The organism is Embleya sp. NPDC127516 (genome assembly GCF_044765325.1).
Taxonomy (GTDB): domain Bacteria; phylum Actinomycetota; class Actinomycetes; order Streptomycetales; family Streptomycetaceae; genus Embleya.
Genome location: NZ_JBIWJT010000034.1, coordinates 1 through 19,958, shown reverse-complemented (window position 1 = coordinate 19,958; position 19,958 = coordinate 1). Strand labels below are relative to the sequence as shown.

The 19,958-nt window shown below is 70.2% G+C and carries 18 protein-coding genes and 1 pseudogene; 10 read left to right on the top strand and 9 right to left on the bottom strand.

Translation table 11 applies throughout. From position 1 onward, the window contains the following. Positions 1 to 99: 99 nt before the first annotated feature. Entirely contained in the window at positions 100 to 1,119 is a 1,020-nt protein-coding gene (locus ACIRL2_RS41815; protein WP_402239558.1) for a zinc-binding alcohol dehydrogenase family protein, read from the bottom strand. A 126-nt stretch (positions 1,120 to 1,245) separates the two neighbouring features. On the opposite strand from ACIRL2_RS41815, the gene ACIRL2_RS41810 reads away from it, so the two are divergent. Then, positions 1,246 to 1,632: a winged helix-turn-helix transcriptional regulator gene (locus ACIRL2_RS41810; RefSeq protein ID WP_402239555.1), complete on the top strand. Its 387-nt coding sequence runs from the start codon at positions 1,246 to 1,248 to the stop codon at positions 1,630 to 1,632. A gap of 238 nt (positions 1,633 to 1,870) precedes the next feature. On the opposite strand, the gene ACIRL2_RS41805 is transcribed toward ACIRL2_RS41810, so the two are convergent. From ACIRL2_RS41805 to ACIRL2_RS41785, 5 genes are all read right to left on the bottom strand, one after another. After that, on the bottom strand, positions 1,871 to 2,656 hold the full coding sequence (locus tag ACIRL2_RS41805; RefSeq protein WP_395860086.1) for a hypothetical protein: 786 nt from the start codon (positions 2,654 to 2,656) through the stop codon (positions 1,871 to 1,873). A 507-nt stretch (positions 2,657 to 3,163) separates the two neighbouring features. Further along, positions 3,164 to 3,880: a DUF3152 domain-containing protein gene (locus tag ACIRL2_RS41800; protein ID WP_402239552.1), complete on the bottom strand. Its 717-nt coding sequence runs from the start codon at positions 3,878 to 3,880 to the stop codon at positions 3,164 to 3,166. A gap of 633 nt (positions 3,881 to 4,513) precedes the next feature. Continuing rightward, positions 4,514 to 4,909 (bottom strand): hypothetical protein, encoded by a 396-nt coding sequence (locus tag ACIRL2_RS41795; RefSeq protein ID WP_402239550.1) that lies wholly within the window; start codon positions 4,907 to 4,909, stop codon positions 4,514 to 4,516. A gap of 226 nt (positions 4,910 to 5,135) precedes the next feature. Beyond that, a complete protein-coding gene (locus ACIRL2_RS41790) occupies positions 5,136 to 5,987 on the bottom strand; it encodes an SDR family NAD(P)-dependent oxidoreductase (RefSeq protein WP_402239547.1) in 852 nt (283 codons plus the stop codon). Between the two features lie 270 nt (positions 5,988 to 6,257). Continuing rightward, positions 6,258 to 6,548 carry a hypothetical protein gene (locus tag ACIRL2_RS41785; RefSeq protein WP_402239544.1) on the bottom strand — a complete coding sequence of 97 codons (291 nt, stop codon included), beginning with the start codon at positions 6,546 to 6,548 and terminating at the stop codon, positions 6,258 to 6,260. 416 nt (positions 6,549 to 6,964) lie between these two features. On the opposite strand from ACIRL2_RS41785, the gene ACIRL2_RS41780 reads away from it, so the two are divergent. The 3 genes from ACIRL2_RS41780 (at position 6,965) to ACIRL2_RS41770 (ending at position 11,217) form a co-directional block, all read left to right on the top strand. Then, positions 6,965 to 7,783: an alpha/beta fold hydrolase gene (locus ACIRL2_RS41780; protein WP_395860094.1), complete on the top strand. Its 819-nt coding sequence runs from the start codon at positions 6,965 to 6,967 to the stop codon at positions 7,781 to 7,783. A gap of 516 nt (positions 7,784 to 8,299) precedes the next feature. Beyond that, positions 8,300 to 9,625: a hypothetical protein gene (locus ACIRL2_RS41775; RefSeq protein WP_402239542.1), complete on the top strand. Its 1,326-nt coding sequence runs from the start codon at positions 8,300 to 8,302 to the stop codon at positions 9,623 to 9,625. An 812-nt stretch (positions 9,626 to 10,437) separates the two neighbouring features. After that, positions 10,438 to 11,217 (top strand): ferritin-like domain-containing protein, encoded by a 780-nt coding sequence (locus ACIRL2_RS41770; RefSeq protein ID WP_402239539.1) that lies wholly within the window; start codon positions 10,438 to 10,440, stop codon positions 11,215 to 11,217. Between the two features lie 198 nt (positions 11,218 to 11,415). On the opposite strand, the pseudogene ACIRL2_RS41765 reads toward ACIRL2_RS41770, so the two are convergent. Next, positions 11,416 to 11,750: pseudogene (locus ACIRL2_RS41765) on the bottom strand (ABC transporter permease); the annotation flags it as partial. 692 nt (positions 11,751 to 12,442) lie between these two features. Here ACIRL2_RS41765 and ACIRL2_RS41760 point away from each other — a divergent pair. Both ACIRL2_RS41760 and ACIRL2_RS41755 read left to right on the top strand, forming a co-directional pair. Further along, positions 12,443 to 14,038, top strand: coding sequence for an MFS transporter (locus ACIRL2_RS41760; RefSeq protein WP_402239536.1), 1,596 nt, complete (start codon positions 12,443 to 12,445; stop codon positions 14,036 to 14,038). Between the two features lie 27 nt (positions 14,039 to 14,065). After that, positions 14,066 to 14,902 carry an NAD(P)H-binding protein gene (locus ACIRL2_RS41755; RefSeq protein WP_402239533.1) on the top strand — a complete coding sequence of 279 codons (837 nt, stop codon included), beginning with the start codon at positions 14,066 to 14,068 and terminating at the stop codon, positions 14,900 to 14,902. A gap of 194 nt (positions 14,903 to 15,096) precedes the next feature. On the opposite strand, the gene ACIRL2_RS41750 is transcribed toward ACIRL2_RS41755, so the two are convergent. Next, positions 15,097 to 15,435 carry a VOC family protein gene (locus ACIRL2_RS41750; protein WP_395860102.1) on the bottom strand — a complete coding sequence of 113 codons (339 nt, stop codon included), beginning with the start codon at positions 15,433 to 15,435 and terminating at the stop codon, positions 15,097 to 15,099. Positions 15,436 to 15,730: 295 nt separating this feature from the next. Then, positions 15,731 to 16,579 carry an oxidoreductase gene (locus ACIRL2_RS41745; protein ID WP_395860104.1) on the bottom strand — a complete coding sequence of 283 codons (849 nt, stop codon included), beginning with the start codon at positions 16,577 to 16,579 and terminating at the stop codon, positions 15,731 to 15,733. Between the two features lie 67 nt (positions 16,580 to 16,646). On the opposite strand from ACIRL2_RS41745, the gene ACIRL2_RS41740 reads away from it, so the two are divergent. From ACIRL2_RS41740 to ACIRL2_RS41725, 4 genes are all read left to right on the top strand, one after another. Beyond that, complete coding sequence (locus tag ACIRL2_RS41740; protein WP_395860106.1) at positions 16,647 to 17,312, top strand: DNA-binding response regulator; 666 nt, start codon at positions 16,647 to 16,649, stop codon at positions 17,310 to 17,312. Between the two features lie 66 nt (positions 17,313 to 17,378). Beyond that, entirely contained in the window at positions 17,379 to 17,717 is a 339-nt protein-coding gene (locus ACIRL2_RS41735; RefSeq protein WP_402239530.1) for an ArsR/SmtB family transcription factor, read from the top strand. Then, positions 17,714 to 18,424: a cation transporter gene (locus ACIRL2_RS41730; RefSeq protein ID WP_395860110.1), complete on the top strand. Its 711-nt coding sequence runs from the start codon at positions 17,714 to 17,716 to the stop codon at positions 18,422 to 18,424. Before ACIRL2_RS41735 ends, ACIRL2_RS41730 begins: the two co-directional genes overlap by 4 nt. Before the next feature lie 200 nt (positions 18,425 to 18,624). Further along, on the top strand, positions 18,625 to 19,566 hold the full coding sequence (locus ACIRL2_RS41725) for an arsenic resistance protein (RefSeq protein WP_402239527.1): 942 nt from the start codon (positions 18,625 to 18,627) through the stop codon (positions 19,564 to 19,566). The last annotated feature ends 392 nt before the right edge of the window (positions 19,567 to 19,958 follow it).

The following is a 19,958-nucleotide window of genomic DNA, read 5'->3' as shown; positions in this document are numbered from 1 at the left end:
GGAGCCGCGGCACAGCGAAGAACCGGGCGGTCCGAATCGCCGCGGACCGGTCCCGGCGCCGTCCGGCGGACGGATGGCGCGGGCCGAAGTCCGGTTCCGTCAGAAGCCGGTGAGGGTGAGCTTGCCGATCGTGCCGCCGGATTCCTGGAGCCGGTGTGCCTCGCGGAGGTTCGCGGCGTTCACCGGACCGAGGTCGCGGGTGGCGGTGGAGACGACGGCGCCCGCGTCGACGAGCCGCGCGACCTCGGTGAGGATACGGTGCTGCTCCTGCTGGTCGGGGGTGGCGAACATCGACCGGGTGAACATGAACTCCCAGTGGAAGGCGATGCTCTTGGCCTTCAGCATGCCGATCGGCAAGGAGTCGAAGTCGTCGACGGCGACGATCGCGCCGAAGGGCTTGAGCACGTCGGCGTAGACAGACAGGTTGCGTTCGGTGCCGGTGGTACCGAACACGTAGTCCACGCCGTCGGGTGCCGCTTCGGCGAGCTGCGGGGCGAGCGGCTGGTGGTGGTCGACGATGTGGTGGGCGCCCATCCGCCGCGCGAAGTCGGCGGTCTCCGGGCGGGACGCGGTGCCGATGACGGTCAGCCCCGTGCGAGCCCGGGCGAGCTGCGCGACCATCGATCCGACGCCGCCCGCCGCGGCGGTGACCAGCAGGGTGCCGGTGGCGTCCGCGAGTTCCAGGTGGTCGAACAGGCCCTCCCAGGCGGTGAGCGAGGTGAGGGGCAGCGCCGCCGCGTCGGTGAAGGACAGCGCGGCCGGCTTGCGGGCGACCAGGCGTTCGTCCACGGCGTGGAAGCGGGCGTTGGCGCCGGGCCGGTTCAGTGCGCCGGCGTAGAACACCTCGTCGCCGACGGAGAACAGGTGCACCTGCTCGCCGACCGCGACGACCGTGCCGGCCGCGTCCCAGCCGAGCACCCGTGGCTCGCCGCCGGGGTCGGCGTTCTGCCGGATCTTGTAGTCCACGGGGTTGAGCGCCACGGCCTCGACCCGGACGAGCAGGTCGCGCGGTCCGGGGGCGGGTACGGGGAGTTCGAGGTCGAGCAGGCTCTCCGGGTCGTCGGTCGGGAGGCTCTTGCGGTAGGCGACGGCGGGCATCGTCGAAGGGATCGCGTTCATCAGGGGTCCTCGCGTCGAAGTGTGGCTGCGGCCCGGACCGGATTCCCACCGGGCCGAAAACACGGTAGGCGAAGGGAAGTGGTTACCCACAAGGACAACAAGTACCCATCGGATACCATGCAGGCCATGACCACAAAGACCGGCGAATGCGGCGATCCCGTCGACGTCTACGCGGCAGCGTGTCCATGCCGCGACATGCTCGACCTGCTCGCCAACAAGTGGAGCGCGCTCGCCCTGGGCGCACTGGAACAGGGCCCGCAGCGCTTCGGCGCATTGCGTACCCGCCTGCAGGGAATCAGCCCGAAGGTGCTCACCCAGACCCTGCGCCGTCTGGAGGACCACGGGCTGGTGCACCGCGAGATCTACGCCGAGGTGCCGCTGCGCGTCGAGTACAGCCTGACCCCGTTGGGTACCGACGCCTGCGCACCGCTCGCGCACCTGCGGACCTGGGTGGAGCAGAACATAGCCCGCTTCCCCGCGCCCGCCCGAGCGCCGGGGCAGCCATCCGCCTGAACAGCGACAACGACCTGCTGCTCGGGCGGATCCACGCCCGGGCGGCCGCCGCGCCGGCGCCCGCGACGACACGCGATGCCGTCCGAGCCGGGTACGCCCGCCCGGTCGAGTACGCGCGCGGCACCTCGGGTATGAGCGGGCCCGCACAGCGCACCACGACCGTCCATGTGTGGACGGCCGTGGCATCGCCGTCTGCCTCGTCACCCACCGCGCACGGGAAGCGCCTTGATGAGGACCTTTATGCCTTCCAAGCCTTCACGGTGCGCACGGCGTCGATCGACGGTTCAGCGACCACCGCGGCCACCGCGGCCGGCTTCGGGTCGGCCTTGCGGGAGCCTCCCCGGCGGGGCTTCACGACGCGAGGAGGAGCGGTCGTGGCCGCGTCCGAGACGGCGAAGCGCCGGGTCGAGACCTGGAATCCGCTCACGCACAACGCCTGGAGTTCGGCTCCCGCGCCCGGGACGTCGGGCAGGTCCAGCGTCGTGGCGAAGCGCCCGCTCGGTTCCAGCCGGACCCGGTCGATGGGCAGCGGCTTCGAGGGGCCGCCATCGACGACGCCGGGCGCGAACTGGAAGTGGATCGTCGAACAGTCGAGGGCTCGTGCCTCGGCGACGGACTCGATCTCGAGGACGGCGGAGCCGGATCCCGAGCGGACGCGGATGTCGATCTCGGGACCGGGTTCGCCGTACGGGTGCTGGGTCGAACTGCCACACGTTCGGCAGGACACGGTGACCCGGTCCAGAACACCGGGGTAGGGGCTGGTGAGCACCACGCGTTCGCCATGGATCCCGCAGCGACCGCAGGGTTTGGTGGCGCCGGTTCGCACGACGTGGTGGGTCGCGATCAGTGCGTCACAGAGGTGGCCGAACCATCCCGCGTGTGCGGTCAGGCGAGCCAACGCATCCGCCCACCGCAAGGCGTGGTCGTTCACCTCCTTGGCGAGCGAGACGCTGTTCGGCTCCGCCGCGGCCGAGCGAACGGCCGCGAGGATCGAGGCCTGCGCGTCGTCGCTGTGCAGACGCATGGCACGGAGCGGTCTCGCGCCCGGATCCGTGGTCCCGTTGCGGAGTTGTGCTCCCAGATGGTGATGAATGCGATCCACGGTCGCGATGTCCTGCAACCACGCCCTGATTCGGGGGCTCGACGCCGCGATGGTGACGGACTCGCCGTTGAGTCTGTCACCGAGATGAGTGACGGTCACTGCTTCCTCCGAGAATGAGGCTCGGGCGCCGTTGCCCGGCCGAATGCTCGGAGCCTGCCCACAGCCCGACGACACTGTCGAACGACAGGCCCCGAAAGCCGGTTCACCGCTGTCGCGGCTCCCCGGAGGGGCTGACCAACCCCGTCGAACCATCCTGCGCTCGGGTTCTGCCGTTGCCTAGTACTCCAGGTAGCGAGATCTTGGGTGTGGGGCCGACAACTTCGAGGCCTGCTCCCGGCCGACCACCCCGCGCACGAACACCGAAGGTGTCCTGGTCGACTCGTCGGGAGGCGCCCTGCCGCTCGAAACGTTCGGTGCCGACCGCGCCGACTACGGACGTGGCCACGGGTTGGGCGCGCACGTGGCGCTGCCGGTGACGAGGGTCAGTGTCTGCTGCATCATGACCGGCGCGGGAGCGCCCGACCGTTCACACGTCTCGTGCATGTGACCGAGTCGATGGCCGACCTCGTGGTTGATCAGCATGCGTCGGTAGTTCGCCAGATCATCGCCGTAGGTGGAGGATCCCGTTCCCCATCTCCACGCGTTGAGCATCACCCGGCGGGTGGAGGCGACGTTGCAGGAAACCCGTTGTTCACCGGTATCCAAACCGTCCTTGGCGCACCACGAGTTGACCGTTCCCGTACTGGCCACGGTCACGGTGAAGGAAGACGCACCCGAACTCACCCGCTCCAGGCCGATCGTTCCGTCACCTCCCCAACTTCGCGCGTCGTTGAGCGTCTCGTGCACGGCACGGGCGAGGTATCGCGCGTCGATCTGCAGGCCCTTCTCGATCTGCACGCGATAACGCAGCACCCGATTTCCGCCCTTGGCCGCGTCCTGGCCCGGCACGGTGAGGAATTGCCCGGAGAGCGCGAGGTCGGCCGGTATCTCCGCACGCGCGGCAAGCCACTGGTCGTACGGCCGTGTGTCCGCGGCGGCGGTGACGTACTTCTCGGATTCCTTGTCCTTCGGTTGACAGGCGACCGTCGTCAAGAGCAGGCCCGCAACCAGGACGGCCGGCGAGAGAGTTCTGCGTGCCCAGTTCACGGTTGCTTCCACTCCCCGTCTTCGCCCGGCTCTGGTATCCGTCGATCGCCGAGGCGAGCCGGGGCTCGCGTCCGGGACGATCGGTATCCTCTCGCACGCGCGAATGCCGCTTTCGGGCGGGGGACTTGCCGGGCACCCTCACGCTTCCCACGCTGCGCAGGTCGCGAGCGCCCGAGGGCGCGGGGTGCCGGATCGGCCGGGATCCGACGGGCGTGGAGGAGTGCGGCGAGGCGGCGTACGGACGCGTTCGGGCGTACCGCGAGCGCTGTCGGCAGCGCCGGAGCGGGCGCGCTGAACAAACGGAAGACGGTGCGGATGGTGGGCAGCGTGCGTACTTGGCGGCGTAGAACACCGTCCAACCGGGTCGGCCGGTTCCGATCGCGGCGAGGGTGTCCTGGTCGGTGGTGAAGGGTGGTCCGAGCAGGGGCTCGAATCCGGCGTCGCGGCAGCTTTCGCGCACCAGGTCGACCGGGGGCGAGTTGGCTTCGTGGGCGGCGATGCGCGACGGCAGGCCCGCCAATTCGGCGATGGCCACCGCTGCGGTGTCCCGGGACCGACGAAGACGTTTGCGTCCCGGGGCCGACAAGGACGCCTGCGGCGGGACACCGCGCGGCCCCGGCCGGGTCCGCGCGGTCAGTCGACGTACAGGCTGGAGCCGAACTCCTCCGTTGCCCGGCCGCCCGGCGGGACGACCCTGACCGGGTTTCCCGTGCAGTCGGGCCCGCTGTAGATCAGAACGTATTCGCTCGTCCTGTTCGCGACCGCGAGGGGCATGGCCTTGGCGTTGTAGCAGCCACCGGGGTTGTTGACGACCCGACCGGTATCGAGGAACACGATCGTTCCCTTGGCGGCGGAGGCACAGGCGGGCACGGTGAGGGTGATCGCACCCGTGGCGGCAAACGCTGCGAACATCGTTGCGGCACGGCGCACACTGGGCTCCCGGAACGGTCCGACGCGAATACCATCCACTCGCCTGGCACGCGATACCCGCCCTGCGCGGGAGGCGACCACGCCCGCGTCGAGGTTCACCCGTTCGCCGCCGGATCCATGCCGACTCCCAACGACCACCGGAGTCTCGGGCGTTGGGTGTCGATCCGCGCTCCTCGGCCCGTCGCTCGCCGACCCCTCCGGAAGGAAACGACCTCGTGTGGACTCGTCGACGGGGTGGATGTCGTCGACCACGGCGTCGCCGGGCGCGATTCCCCGAGGGGCGGGCCGCACGGGCCCGCCCCTTCGAAGAGACTCGGTTGGGACGTCACCGATCTTCGTGGTCGAGCCTGCCGTGTGCCTCGGCCGAGAGGTCCTCCCAGTCGGACCAGGTCTTGAGCCGGTCGGCGTAGACCTGCTGAAGCATCGGGTGGAAGCCCCGGCCGAAGAGCACACGCAGGGGCGGGTTGTCGGAGTCGACGATCTTGAGGAGGGCCCGGGCCGCCGCAGCCGGGTCGCCGCCGGGCTGCTTGCCCATGACCTCGGCGAGGCGCCGGCGCAGACCGTCGTAGATCGGGTCTGCCTCGGACACGTGGCCGTTGGCGAGCGGGTCCGGGTTCTTGCCGGACCGAGTGGCGAAGCCGGCGGGCTCGATCACGGTCACCTTGACGCCGAATTCGGCGACCTCCTGGGCGAGCGTTTCGTTCAGGGCTTCGAGCGCCCACTTGGATGCCTGGTACGCACCGCCGAGCGGCATGGCGATGAGCCCGGCCACCGAGGACAGTTGAATGATGTGCCCCGCACCCTGCTCGCGCAGGTAGGGCAATGCGGCCTGGATCACCCACACCGCGCCGAACATGTTGGTCTCGAACTGGTCGCGCAGTTGCTGCTCGGTCAGCTCCTCGATCGCGCCGATCCGGGCGTAGCCCGCGTTGTTCACGATGACGTCGAGACGGCCGAAGTGCTCCTTGGCCCGCTTTACGCTCTCCAGGACGACCGCCCTGTCGGTCACGTCCATTGCGAGCGGAAGCACGGCGTCACCATGGGCGGCGACCAGGTCGTCGAGACTTCCCGTGTCCCGGGCCGTCGCGGCCACCTTGTCACCGCGGGACAGCGCGGCTTCGACGAAGCTGCGGCCCAAGCCGCGGGACGAACCGGTGACGAACCAGACCTTGCTCATGATGTCTTCCCGTTCATTGTTGGTGTCGCTGTTGGAGCACGAGACACCGACCACTCGACCCCTGTGACAGGCGCAGCTCCGTGACCTGCGCCACTTCCGCTTCCCCGTGCCATCGGGACGGGCGGTTCGGATGCCTGTAAGCGTGCCGCGAGGCTGCTCGGGCGAACAACGCGAAGCCGGGCAAGGGTCGTTAAGCCGTGGTAAACGATGAGAGCAGCGTGGAGCGGTACGACACCGACCAGGCGAGGTGACGGTCGATGTTCGGGCTCGTCAGGCCGACGGCCGCAGGTCGAGGTCGGGTGGCAGCAGGCCGGGCACAAGGTCGTCGAGCCCGACGAGGTAGCGGCGGGTGCGGAGGGCTTCGCGGCGTGCCGAGGCGAACGCGCCGACGCCGGCCGGCCCGACGCGCTCGATCACGGCCGGTTCCGGCTCGGTGACGTGGTCGAGGATGTGGCGGTAGCGTTCCCGGAGTTCGGCGTCCGACCGCGCGGCCCGGATCGGGTCCAAGACCACCTTGACGCGGTGTCCGTCGCCGTCACGCCATTCACGGATGACCCACATGGGGTTCACCTCCGAGATCATCGGCCCTGCACCGTACTGCGCGCGAGTGACACCGGGAAGATCTTTCCCGACTTCCGGACGCCGACCCGCCGCGCGCCTGGCGGCAGCGGGCTTCGGTCGGCGTACGCGGACGGCTCCGTACCGGCGACCGAGACGCACGATCGGCGGCGCCGTCCGCGGCACCTGTCCTGGGTGCGCGGACGGCCGCGGGCTCGCGGCCGGCCGCTACGCCACGCACCGCGTCGTCGGTGCGCGGTCCGGCCGCCGTCCCGCGCGGCGGTCACCCCCGTGGCCGAGGAAGTTTCGACGACCGTGTCGATCGAGCCGTGTCTCGTTCGTCGTCATGGCAAGGGGCGAAGAAATCGCCCCGCAATCCCGTTCGAGCGGGCGACACCGCCCGGTCCGAGGAGGACACCATGACCGCAGACGTCTGCATCACGACCGGCACCCTGGAGGTTCCCGGCGCACGCCTGTATTACGAGGTGCGCGGCACCGGGCCGCTGATCGCGCTCGTCGGCGCCCCGATGGACGCGGCCGCCTTCGCGCCGATGGCCGACCTGCTCGCCGCCGACCACACCGTGCTCACCACGGATCCCAGAGGCATCAACCGCAGCCCGGTCGACGACCCCGACCAGGACTCCACCCCGCACCTGCGCGCCGACGACCTGTCCCGGCTCATCGCGCACCTTGACCTCGGGCCGGCCGCCGTCCTGGGCTCCAGCGGCGGCGCCGTCACCGCACTGGCCCTCGCCCAGACCCGACCCGACCAGGTGCACACCGTCGTCGCCCACGAGCCTCCGCTCGTCGAACTCCTCGACGACCGCGAGCGCCTCCACGCCGGGACCGACGACATCATCGCCACCCGCCTCGCCGGCGACGTCACCGGTGCCTGGAGCAAATTCATGGCCCAGGCCGACATCGCACTGCCCGAGGGTGCGATCGAGGCGATGTTCGGCGGCGAACGAGCCCCGCACGAGGAGGCGGACGAACTCCGCTGGTTCGCGCACGAACTGCGCCCCACCACCCACTGGCGACCGGACCCCACCACCCTCCGATCGGCGACCACACGCATCATCGTCGGCATCGGCGACACCTCCGCGGGCCAACTCTGCGACCGCACCTCCCGCGCCCTGGCCACCGCGCTCGGCAGCGAACCCGTCCTCTTCCCCGGCGACCACACCGGCTTCGTCGACGACCCCGCACAATTCACCGTCCGACTGCGGGAGGCCCTGTAACCGACTCCCATCCGCGCCCGGCCCTCCACCACCTCAAGGACACACCGACCACGCGAACACGCCGACCTCGCGAGCCCACCCGGCACCGCGAGGTCGGCGAGACCCGCGACCCGCACCCTCGGCAGGTCCACCGCCGCCGGCGCCGCCACAACGAAGCCGGTTCGAGGACGGAGTATCGACCACCCCGCCGACCCGGGCCGACTATGCTCGCGCTTCCGGTGTGGGGGTCACGGCGGCATCGGCCGCCGGGCGAAGCGGTACGTCCTTCGAAACCGCCGTACACCGACCCGACTTCGGACCGCCGCAATGCGGGTCAGATGAGAGGTGATCTCGTTGTACGACGGGCCCGACGCTTCACCCATCCCCTTGTGGCGCCAGATTCCCGGGGTGGCCCAGGCACTGTGGCAGGCTGAGCAGACCCACAACGCCCTCGTGGCGAACTCGGCCGCCGGGCCGGCTCCCGCGCGTCGGGCGCCTCGAGGCATAACCCCGGACGACGGCTTCTACCAAAGCGTCGTGGACGCCCGCGATGCCAGGGAGCTCAATCACACCGTTGCCGAAATGTTCGAGATGTACACCGGTCGCAATGTCGCCGTCGACCTGACACCGAATGCGGCCACCGCGGGAAGCGACCCCCTGTACGCGTCCAAGGTGCTCGCGATCACCGGCGGCCACCTCTGGGGGCTGAGCCCTGGGAAGTTGGCCCCGGACACCTACAGCATGGTCCCGAAGAATCTTCCCGCTCTGAGTGTGCCCGCCCGCAACGCATACCTGAAAACGACCCTTGAGGTCGAGTTCGAGATGCGTCATCCGTTGTTCCTCCAGGGGCAGGCGTGGGTGGACAAGTACGCCCGCCGCCTGGGACTCGACGTGAAACACCCGCTGGTCTCGCCCTTGCACATCGGACTGCACGAGAACACCCACACGCCTGCCATGCGCGAGGACGCGGCGCACAGGTTCCTGCCCGACGCCCTGACAACCGACCGCGCCACGGCAGCATCGGCCCGAGAGTTCCTGCACGACCGGGTCACCGTTGCGCGAGTGGGTGCGGCCGATGCCGAGAAGGCCGCCGAGCTCTGGCGGCAATTGGACCGGGCCGAACCTTCGTCCGCCGAATACGCGTCCGCCGCACGGGAATTGGGTCAGCTCCCCGCCGACCTGTGGAAACGAGACGCGGCCTTGCTGACCTGGCACGCGCACCGTGAGTTGGCGCGCATGTCCGAGCCCCATCCGCTGGAAAGTGACCCGCGCTGGGCCGATGTGAACGACGAGCGTGTCCGGGCGCAGGTGAGCCCGTACGCAACCCACAGCAAACAGGAAGCTCTCGGTGAATCCGGCGTCGACGTCTCCCTGTTCGGTCATGACGCGAGCGATGTCGCCAAGCTGTACGTCGAAGCCTCGCCCCTCGACCTCGACGCGTTCATGAACGCCGCCGATGGACTGGTGGCCACCGCCCAGGACTTCGCCGGCCGGGTCGATCCGAACTCGGGTAGGGGGCGGCGCTCCGCCCCATCCTCCGCATCCAAGGCATCGCGCGCTCCCTCCTCGAGGGGTACCGGCGCGGAGACGACCGCCGACATGTCCGGCCGTGGGCAACCCGGAACCGCCGCTCGAACAGCGCGGACGAGTCTGCTCGCGTCGGAGACCGACGCCGCTCGATCCCAAGAGGCCCGCACAGCAGACGCGAAGGCGCCGGCGATGTTGCGACTCTTGTCCGAAACCCTGGGTCCCGCCGCCCGTAGCGCTCCCACGCCCGGTCGCGGTGCGGTCGCCGCCGGTCCCCTGCCGCCGTCTCACGCCCTGCGGAAGGAAACACAGTCGCGGCTGGAGCAGACCGGTTGAGCCCTCGCGCCGCCGGCGCGACAGCCCGGAGCGAGGCCGCATCCCGCCACATGACGGCGGGTACGCCCTCGCGTGCCACCGCTGCCGGGACGTCGAGCCGCGTGCAAAGCGATGCGCGAACGGGCGCATGCTTCGACCGAGTTACTGCGGAGGGCCCTGGGTGTGCTGCCGGACGACACGCTCGCTGCGGCCGTGTCGCCCTTCCGGTCGGCACGGCGAACGGCGAGTGAGGCGATGGCCTCGGACCGGTCGACTGGGTCGCCGTCGCGTTGCGGGACGGACGGTTGACACCGGACGAGGTGGCGAGGTGGCGAGGTGCACGGTCCTGGCAGCGGTGGCCCTCGGTCTCCACAGTGCGACCCCGGGGGCGGGGCTGATCTCGTAAGAATCGCGGCCGATTGACCCCGACCGCCGTTGATTCCCGACGGAGCAGAGCACGTCGCCTTGGCGGTGAAGGCCGCGCGTTCGAAAGGCCGCGCGTTCGGGGAGTGCCATTGCGCCGAGCGGGCGGTGCACGGGCCGCCGTGCTCGAAAGGGCATCGGCCACTACGAGCCACGCCGGGATCCACCCGGCACCGCCGCTCATCCTTGATCTGGTTGCCCTCGGTGACGCTACCGGGCCGGACCGGCGCGAAGGGAACGATGGCGGAACCGTCGTCGGCGGTGATCGCGGCAAACGGTTGTAGATCGATCGCCCGGTTTCGCTTCACCACGAGGTGGTATGCACGCTCATCCGACGATTGTTCCCGTACCTGGTCCAATGACCGAGTTCAGCGGCACACGCAGTGCCTGCGGAGATGGAGGGCCCGGTCATGCTCAGCCCCCGCGGCATCCTTCGGGAGATCCACCGAGACGACGAGGCATTCCGCCTGTTCTGCAGCATCGCGGCGAAAGGCGAGAGCCAGGGCGGGTGGGAGAACGGGCGGATCGCCGCCTTGGTCTCCGACCCGGAACTCGCGCCCAAGATCGCGCGGCACGGCGCCGACGAGGACAAGCACGGACGCATCTTCAATGCCATGCTGCGCCGTCGCGGACTCGATCCGGTCGACGTCCCGCCCGAGACGGACTACTGCATGCTGCTCGAACGTCAAGGCTTCGGCCTCGCCCACGACCGGCTGCGCCGCGGCGAGCCGATGACCGAGGTCGACATCGTCGAATACCTGGTGCACAGCCGCGTCACCGAGCAGCGCGCCGCCGAGGACATGCGGATGTTGCGCCGATACCTCGGCGACGAGCCCGACATCGGCAAAGGCATTCGGATGATCTGCGACGACGAGGAGAACCACCTCGCGTATTGCCACGAGGAGCTGCTGCGCCTGTCCGCGCGCGGCTGTGTGACGGACATCGGACACGCCCTGCGGAGGACCGCCCGCGCCGAAATCAAGGTGAACCGCGATGTGAGCCTCGCAGTGATGGCCCACATGGGTCAGCTGCTCGGTTGGTCGCGCGGTCGACGACTGGCCCTGAAGGTCGGCATCCACGCGGCGTACGCCTACGACCGGCTGTGGGGCACACGCCGCATGGTCGACCTGCGCCCCCCGAAGCGAGTCAACGCCATGGGACCGAGACCCACCGAACCCCGAACCGTATAGCTCCGCCACCCACGCGCCGACCGCCCCGCACGAGAACGCCCGCACCCGTGACAGCCGGCGAACGTGCCCTGGGGACGGACCACCTGGTCCGTCGTCGGAAGCGGTCGGCATGGCGGCCGGCTCCTTGTCGGTAGCGCTCGGGCGACGGCACAAGCCTCGTTCGCGGACCCCCTGCGGAACCATCCGCCGATCCCCGCATCATGATGCCGAATTGCGCCGGCGGGCAGCCGCGGCCAGGGCCTCCGTCGGGGCAGGCTCGAAACGCGGATCGCCGGGTAGAGACCGGCGACGGCGCCGATGACCAGGGTGGCGCCGAAGCCGCCCGCCGTCGCCCGGGCCGGGACACCCGCGTCCCAGTCGCGAGTGCTCGCGTACCCGCTGGTGACCGCCGTCCCCAGGATGCCACCGGCCAACCCGCCGAGTGCGGACAGCATCAGCGACTCGACCAGGAACCGGGCACGGATCTGGCCGCGTGTGGCCCCCAGCGCGCGGCGGATACCGACCTCGGCACGACGTTCGAGCACCGTGATGACCCCGCGCCCACGGCGGCGAAATCCACGCCGAACTCCGGGGAGGCGGCGGATTGACGGTCACCGTAACCCTCCCGGCCGCCCAGGAACCCGGCGACGGCGCCCCCGCATCCGTCGAAACTCGGACATCCGCCCTCCGGTGGGAGTCTCGCGAGCCGGGCCGGTTCGTGGCGATCCGACCCCGTCGCGTGTCGGGCCGGGACGCCGAACGCGACGGGCAGCGACGGCACGGCGGCGGCCGACGCCGGGTCCGGCGCAGCGGCGGGTGCCACGGCTCGTGGCGTGGCGGTCGCCGAGAGAGTCCGCGACACCGCCGGATGACGCGCGTCGGTGAAGCCACTCCACCCCCAAGCATCACCCGGTCCCGCCCGCGCATGCGACGGGCACACCCCGCCCCTGTCGGCTCGGCTTGGACGCCGTCCACCGCAGGGCAGCCGTCGGACGGCCCGATCGCCCGAGGTCACGCAGGCCGGGACGAGCCCGGCGCGGAACAACACCTGACGCCGGCCGGGTCGGGCTCGGCGCCGCCCGAACCCTGCCCTCCGCCTGACGGCACCCGCGAGGTCGAGAGCCGACCGAGAGCGGACCGAGAGATCGTCGAGAGCGCCACAGCGCAGGGTGGTGATCACTACGAATCGAGCACGACGCGCACCGAGCAGTAAAAGCCGAGCACCACAGAGCTAGGAAGGTCATCGATGTCATCGATCGCTCCCGAGACCCCTTCCCGAAAGGCCGGGCCCCGGGAATGGCTGGGGCTCGCGGTACTGGCCCTGCCCACGCTGTTGATATCCCTCGATCAGAGTGTGCTGTACCTGGCGCTGCCGCATCTCGCCGAGGATTTGCGGCCCACCGGCACGCAAACGTTGTGGATCATGGATATCTACGGCTTTCTGATAGCCGGCTTTCTCATCACCATGGGCGCGCTGGGAGATCGCATCGGCCGCCGCAGGCTGCTGATGATCGGCGCCACGGCAGTGGGCATCACCTCCGTCGCGGCCGCCTACTCCACCAGCGCGGAAGCCCTGATCGTCACCCGCGCGCTGCTCGGCGTCGCCGCCGCGACGCTGATGCCGTCGACGCTCGCCCTCATCGGCAACATGTTCCACGACCCGTACGAGCGTGGCCGCGCCATCGCGGTATGGGCCGGTTGCTTCATGGGGGGCACGGCCCTGGGCCCGGCGATCGGCGGCGTGATGCTGGAGTTCTTCTGGTGGGGCTCGGTGTTCCTGCTCGGTGTCCCCGTCATGGCGGTGCTGCTGATCGTCGCGCCCCTGGTCCTGCCCGAGTACAAGAATGCCGAGGCCGGCCGGATCGACCTCTTCAGTGTGGTGCTGTCGCTGGCATCGATCCTGTCGATCATCTACGGGCTGAAGGAGCTTGCCCGTTACGGCTTCGCGTCGGCCCCGGTCGCCGCGATCGGCGTCGGTATCGCCATCGGTGTCCTGTTCGTGTCGCGGCAGGGCAAGTTGGCCGAGCCGCTGCTGGACCTGAAGCTCTTCAGGGTCGGCGCGTTCACCGCCGCGCTGTTGATTCTGATGGTCTCGATGCTGGCCACCGGCGGCGGCTACCTCTTCATCTCCGGCTTCCTCCAAATGGTGGAGGGACTCTCGCCGATGGAGGCGGGGCTGTGGATGGTGCCGTCGGCGATTGCATCGATCATCGCCGCGCAACTGGCGCCGGTGCTCGCGAAACGGCATGCGCTCGGCACCGTCATCGGGGTGGGCCTGCTCATCGGCACGATCGGCTACCTGATGCTCGTCTTCGTCGATCCCGTCGGCGGACTGCCGCTGCTGATGGCCGCGTTCGTGATCATCTTCATCGGCGTCGGGACCTTCGGCGCGCTCGGCACCACCCTGGTCGTCGGGTCCGTGCCGCCGGAGCGGGGCGGCTCCGCGGCGGCCCTCTCCTCCATCTGCGGCGACTTGGGAAACGCGCTCGGCGTCGCCACACTCGGCAGCCTCGGCGCAGCCGTGTACCGCGACTCGCTCGACCTGCCCGCCGACGCCACCCCCGGCGCCGCCGATGCCGCGAAGGCAAGCATGGAGAACGCCGTCACCGCCGCCCGGGACCTGCCCGCCGAGCCTTCGGAGAACCTGCTGGCCGCCGCCGCGCAGGCCTACACCAACGGGCTGAACGTCATCGGCGTCGCGTGCGCCGTCATCACCGCGACCAGCGCGGCCCTCGCCCTCGCCATGCTGCGTAAGAGCCGCGGCGCCACACCCTCGGACGGCGGGACGCCGGAGCGGGACGCGAAGTCCGAGACCGCAGAGAACTCGCTGTCGACCACCTGACAACCCTTCGGAATCGGGAGATCCCTCATGACGACATTGGTAACGGGCGCCACCGGGAACACCGGTCGGCACGTTGTGGCAGAGCTGGTCCGACGCGGCGAGCACGTCCGGGCACTGACGCGGAACCCGGCCGCCGCGGAGGGGCGGTTTCCGCCGGGCACGGAGTTGGTGACCGGCACCCACACGGCTCCGCGGGAGTTGCATGGCGCCTTCGACGGCGTCAGCCGGTTGCACATCACCGTGACGGCGGGACTCGCCGAGGTCGGGCCCGAGTTGGTGCGGCGGGCGGTCGACGCGGGCGTGCGACGCATCACCGTGGTGTGGGGCGGCGGGGTGGGGCCGGTGGAGCAGGCCGTGGCGGATTCGGGTGTGGAGTGGACACGCCTGGAACCGCAGGAGTTCATGTCCAACACTTTGACCTGGGTCGAGTCGATCCGGGCCGAGGGCGTCGTGCGGGAGCCCTACGACTTTCCCAGCGCGCTCGTGCACGAGGCCGACATCGGCGCGGTGGCCGCGGCCGCGCTGCTCGACGAGGGGCATGCGGGGCGCGCGTACAACCTGACCGGGCCCGAAGCACCGACCTCGCGTGAACGGCTCGCCATCCTGTCCCGGGCGATCGGCCGCGACGTGACCTTTGTCCGGATCACCCACCAACAGGCGGTCGACAGGCTGATCGCCGACGGCGTGTCGCGTGCGGACGCCGAATACGTCGTCGGCTGGTACGCCTCTTCGAGCGAGGAGTCCAAGACGGTGGTCGACACCGTCGAGCGGGTGACCGGTCGCCCGGCGCGCACGTTCGCCGAGTGGGTGGCCGAACACGCCGACCGCTTCAAGGCGCCGCCCCGGACCACCGCCGGCAACTGACTCGGCAACGGCCTGGTGCGCGGCCTCCGAACGACACGACGGAGAAGCGGCGAGTGCGGCCGGCGGGGTGCGCCCGCCGGCCGCGGTCGGCGGAGCGGACGGGATCGCCGGCGAGGAGATCGCCGCCCTGGACTTCGGCCGTCGGTGGTCCCGCTGGGAGAAGGGACGGACTGTCCAGGGGCGTCGGCCGCGCGTCAGTCGGCGGGCTGCCAGACGGCGAGTTCGCTCCCGCCCGGTTCGCGGAAGTGGAAGCGGCGTCCGCCGGGAAAGTCGAACGCCTCGACGGTGACCACCCCGCCCGCGGCCACGACCGCGGTCCGGGCCGCGTCCAGGTCGTCGGTGCGCACCACGACGAGCGCCGCGGCCGTCCGCTGGTCGGGGTCCGCCTGGATACCGACGCCGATCCCGGCTCCGCCGACGTCGGTGTAGGCGGGACCGTAGGGGGTGGACGTCCACCCGAACGCATCCCGGAAGAACGTGCCGGTGGCGGCTGCCGAGTCGGAAGGGAACTCGACGAAGTCGACGGTGTACATGGCGTCCACCCTAGCCGGCCAGGGCCACTCCTTCGGCGCACCCCCGCGGCTCGGGTCGCGAAGCGAGAGGCCGAGGCGGCCGTCGGTGCGCGGCCGCGGCCGGAGCAAGTACGACGGTTCGAAGAACGCGCCATCGAAGCCGAACCCGACACAACCGGCCATCGACGCCGTGACCGAGCTGCTCGGGTGTGCCTTCTTCGCCCGGCGCCGCCCGCCGGCGGCCCGGGACGTCGGGCGGGCGGGCGGCGGAGACGGGCGCGGCGGTCGAGCCGGTTCGCCGGAACGAGCCGACCGTTCAGCCTCGCAGGTCGGACAAGTCCTCGACGCCGAGAGTGAGGTCGTTCGCCGCGAGGTTCTCCTCCAGATGGTCCACAGAGCCCGTGCCGGGAATCAACAGCACCGACGGCGACTCCGCCAGCAGCGCGGCGATCGCGACCTGCGCGGTGGTCGCGCCCACGCGTGCCGCGACCTTGCCGAGCCGTTCGGCGTCGATTGGGCCGCTGCCGACGCCACCGCCGAGTGGAAAGTACGGTACATACGCGATGCCCGCTTCCTCGCTTTCCGCCGGCCGGACCGAGTCGTCACCGTGCCGGTTCTGCACCGCCGCGACGGGCGCGATCCCCCGGGCCTCCGCCAACTGGGCGGCGTCGACGTTACTGACACCCAGGTTCCGGATCAGCCCCTCCGCGCGGAGCTCGGCCAGAACCGCGAACCGTTCGGCGATCGACTCGCCACCCGGTCCGCTTATCCCGCCGACCCGCAGATAGACCAGGTCGAGCCGGTCGAGACCCAGAGAGCGCAGATCCGCCTCGACCAGGCCGCGGAGCTGATCGGCCGTCGCCTGCCCGCTCGGCACACCGTTCGGTCCGCGCAACGGCCCCACCTTCGTCGCGATCACCAGGTCTTCACGGTACGGGGCCAAAGCCCTACGGATCAGCTCGTTGGCCCACACCGAGTCCCTGCCGTAGAAGCCGGCCGTGTCGATGTGGTTCACGCCCAGCTCCACTGCCCTGCGAAGCACCGCGATTCCGGTCTCGGGGTCTCGCGTCGGACCGGCGAAGGTGCCCATGGCCAGGCGCATCGCCCCGAAGCCCAGCCGGTTGATCGTCAGTTCCCCGCCGAGGGAGAAAGTCTTGATCGTCATGACACTCATGGTGTCCACCGCCACGACGCCCGGCGAGCTCATGGCAGCAAGCTGCCACACTGGTCGGATGCGGAACGAAGAAGTGTTCTCGGTACGCGGAGACGCGGAGTTGACCGCGCGCGCAGGTCATCTCTTCGAGTCCGCGCGGACCGAATTCCTGTGCGCCGCCCGGGACCTCAAGACCTGGTCCCACCCGGGAGCCAGAGCCGCGGTCCGAAATCGCATGCGCGCCGCGGATCCCGCCGAGTTCACTCCTCGGAAGCTGCTCAGCCCGGTGGCACTCGCCGACGAGGAGGCCCGCGCGCACCTGCGGCTGGTACGGAGCAAGGGCGCTCTCGTTCGGATCAGCCGTTCGCCGCTGCCGCACGAAACCATCCTCATCGACCGGCGGGTGATGATTCTCGCCGGCCCGGAGACCCCCACGGGTCGCGAGTACACGGTGACGACGTCGCAGATCCTGGTCGACGGAGTGCACTCGCTGTTCCGGGCGATCTGGGACACCGCCGTCGATCCGGAAACCTACCTGCGCGGCGACGTCCCGCACCTCGACGCCGACGGCCGCCGGATCCTCGAAGCCCTCGGCTCGGGCCTCACCGACGCATCGGCGGCGAAACGCCTCGGCGTCTCACTACGCACCTACCGGCGGCGCGTGGCCGAACTGATGGCCGAACTCGAGGCCGGCTCCCGCTTCCAGGCCGGACTGCGAGCCGGCGAGCTGGGGCTGTCGCACTGATTCCCTGGCCGAACGATCCGCCACCCCCGTTCCAGACTATTCAGCATCGACTGTATTGTTCAGCGCATGATGACTGTTTCGGTGCAGGGTGAGGTGTTGGCTCGTTTCGGTCACGCGCTGTCGGACCCCACACGCTCGCGTTTGTTGCTGGCGTTGCGCGAGGGCCCGGCCTATCCGAGCGAACTCGCGGACGCCCTGGGCGTATCGCGCACGAACCTGTCCAACCACCTGACGTGTCTGCGCGGTTGCGGCCTGGTCGTCGCGATCCCCGAGGGACGCCGATTGCGGTACGAGTTGGCCGACCCACGGCTCGCGCACGCGCTCGGCGACCTGTTGGGCGTCGTCCTGGCGGTGGACCCGGCCGCGGCGTGTCCGGACGCCGAGGCGAAGGGCTGCTGTCCGTGACCGTGATATCCCTGGGGCCCTCCCCCGCCCGCCGCGATGCGCTCGCCCGGCGAATACGGCTCCTGGTCGCCGCCGGCATCACCTACAACGTGATCGAGGCCGTCGTCGCGATCACCGCCGGGACGCTCGCCTCCTCCACCGCGCTGGTCGGCTTCGGCCTCGACTCCGTCATCGAGGTCTCCTCGGCGGCAGCGGTCGCATGGCAGTTCTCCGCCCGCGAGCACACGGTGCGCGAAGCGCGCGAGCAGCGCACCCTGCGGATCATCGCCGTGTCCTTCTTCGCGCTCGCCGCCTGCGTCGGCGCCGACGCCGTCCGCGCCCTGGCCGTCAGCGGCGAGGCGGAGCACTCCCTGCCGGGCATCGTCATCGCCGCCCTCTCGCTCGCGATCATGCCGTTCCTGTCCGCCGCGCAACGCCGCGCGGGCCGCGAACTCGGCTCGGCCGGCGCGGTCGCCGACTCGAAGCAGACCCTGCTGTGCACGTACCTGTCCGCCGTGCTCCTGATCGGCCTGATCCTCAACACCACCCTCGGCTGGTCCTGGGCCGACCCCGTCGCAGCCCTGGTGATCGCCGCCATCGCCGCGAAGGAAGGCCGCGACGCCTGGCAGGGCAAGGGCTGCTGCGCGACCCCGCCCGTCGAACTCCCCACCCGGCGACAGCAGAAGGACACCTGCGGCTGCCGGCCCGGCTGCGCCTGCTGCACCTGAACCCCCAGCGAACCACGCGCCCCCCGGCCGCCCCGCTGTCGACCCCGCGCACAGCGGGTGACCCCCGCCCGCCCGGCGCGCACGGCGGGTCGGCAACCGGCAGGATGGGGTGTTCGAACCGGCCGGTTCGCGCGGTGGTTCGGATCGGGAACGGGAGTGTTCGGGTGTCACGGCAGGAGCCACGGGAGCCGGTCGCGGTCATGGAGGACCACCAAGTCGCGATCCACCTGGGGGCGATGGCCGCCGGCGGCCTCGCCGGGTGGGTGTTGCCGTCGATGGGTCCGGGACTGGAACACGCGATCAACCCGGTCCTGGCCGCACTGCTGTTCGTGACATTCCTCCAAGTCCCCGCCGCCGAACTGGTGCGCGCCCTGCGCGCGGGCCGATTCCTGGCCGCCGCACTGACCGTGAACTTCGCCGTCGTACCCCTGGTGGTCGCGGCGATGTTCGCGTTCCTGCCCGACGACCAGGCCGTCCGGATCGGCGTGCTCCTGGTCCTGCTGTGCCCGTGCGTGGACTACGTGATCGTCTTCAGCGGCCTCGCCGGCGCCGACAAGGGACGCCTCCTCGCCGCCACCCCCCTGCTCCTGCTCGCCCAGATGCTCCTGCTCCCACTGTTCCTACTCCTGTTCATGGGCCCCGAACTCGCCGACACCGTCGAGGCGGGACCGTTCGTCGAGGCGTTCGTCGTCCTGATCGTCATCCCCCTGGCCCTCGCCTGGGCCACCCAGGCATGGGCCGCGCGACAGCGCGCCGGGCAACGCTTCACCGACGCCGCGAACACCGCGATGGTGCCGCTGATGGCCGCCACCCTGATCGTCGTGGTCGCCTCCCAGATCCCCAGGTTCGACGACGAACTCGGCCCGGTCCTCGAGGTGATGCCCTTCTACGTACTGTTCCTGGTCGTGATGGCGTTCGCCGGACTCGTGATCGCGCGGCTGTTCCGCCTCGACACGCCCGCAGGACGGGCCGTCGTCTTCACCGGCGCGACCCGCAACTCCCTCGTCGTCCTCCCCCTGGCCCTGTCCCTGCCCGATCGCCTCACCCTCGCCGGCCTCGTCGTCGTCACCCAGACCCTGGTCGAGGTCGTCGGCATGGTCGTCTACGTCCGCGCGATCCCCAAACTCCTGCCAACCCCCTGACGGCCCCGCACCACCGACCGGGATCTCAGCCGACGGCTCACGCATCGCATACGTTCGGTGACATTCGTGGAGTTGGGCCGCCGGCGGGCTCGGGCGGCCGGATATTACCAAAACGACCCAAGATCGACTTTAGGGAATTCACGACTTTTTCCCTTGATAAAGGGAAAAGGAAACAGCCGACTTGGTAAAGACTTGGCAATGCAGAATTCGCTGGTGATGACCGTGACACTCCTGTGACTAAAGTTCAACGAAAGGCGATCGGTTCCACGTCGACCATCCCGTTCGACACGATCGCCACCGCCGAATTCGGGGACGCGTTTCGGTGACGGTGGGTGACCACCGTCGTCGCGACGAGAAGCCGGAACCGGGGACCCTCGCAGTCCCTGGGGTGA

What these genes read in the sequence shown, in the direction of transcription:
- ACIRL2_RS41815 (WP_402239558.1), bottom strand. Translation starts at nt 1,119, where the DNA reads ATGAACGCGATCCCTTCGACGATGCCCGCCGTCGCCTACCGCAAGAGC.
- ACIRL2_RS41810 (WP_402239555.1), top strand. Translation starts at nt 1,246, where the DNA reads ATGACCACAAAGACCGGCGAATGCGGCGATCCCGTCGACGTCTACGCG.
- ACIRL2_RS41805 (WP_395860086.1), bottom strand. Translation starts at nt 2,656, where the DNA reads ATGCGTCTGCACAGCGACGACGCGCAGGCCTCGATCCTCGCGGCCGTT.
- ACIRL2_RS41790 (WP_402239547.1), bottom strand. Translation starts at nt 5,987, where the DNA reads ATGAGCAAGGTCTGGTTCGTCACCGGTTCGTCCCGCGGCTTGGGCCGC.
- ACIRL2_RS41785 (WP_402239544.1), bottom strand. Translation starts at nt 6,548, where the DNA reads ATGTGGGTCATCCGTGAATGGCGTGACGGCGACGGACACCGCGTCAAG.
- ACIRL2_RS41780 (WP_395860094.1), top strand. Translation starts at nt 6,965, where the DNA reads ATGACCGCAGACGTCTGCATCACGACCGGCACCCTGGAGGTTCCCGGC.
- ACIRL2_RS41770 (WP_402239539.1), top strand. Translation starts at nt 10,438, where the DNA reads ATGCTCAGCCCCCGCGGCATCCTTCGGGAGATCCACCGAGACGACGAG.
- ACIRL2_RS41760 (WP_402239536.1), top strand. Translation starts at nt 12,443, where the DNA reads ATGTCATCGATCGCTCCCGAGACCCCTTCCCGAAAGGCCGGGCCCCGG.
- ACIRL2_RS41755 (WP_402239533.1), top strand. Translation starts at nt 14,066, where the DNA reads ATGACGACATTGGTAACGGGCGCCACCGGGAACACCGGTCGGCACGTT.
- ACIRL2_RS41750 (WP_395860102.1), bottom strand. Translation starts at nt 15,435, where the DNA reads ATGTACACCGTCGACTTCGTCGAGTTCCCTTCCGACTCGGCAGCCGCC.
- ACIRL2_RS41745 (WP_395860104.1), bottom strand. Translation starts at nt 16,579, where the DNA reads ATGACGATCAAGACTTTCTCCCTCGGCGGGGAACTGACGATCAACCGG.
- ACIRL2_RS41740 (WP_395860106.1), top strand. Translation starts at nt 16,647, where the DNA reads ATGCGGAACGAAGAAGTGTTCTCGGTACGCGGAGACGCGGAGTTGACC.
- ACIRL2_RS41735 (WP_402239530.1), top strand. Translation starts at nt 17,379, where the DNA reads ATGATGACTGTTTCGGTGCAGGGTGAGGTGTTGGCTCGTTTCGGTCAC.
- ACIRL2_RS41725 (WP_402239527.1), top strand. Translation starts at nt 18,625, where the DNA reads ATGGAGGACCACCAAGTCGCGATCCACCTGGGGGCGATGGCCGCCGGC.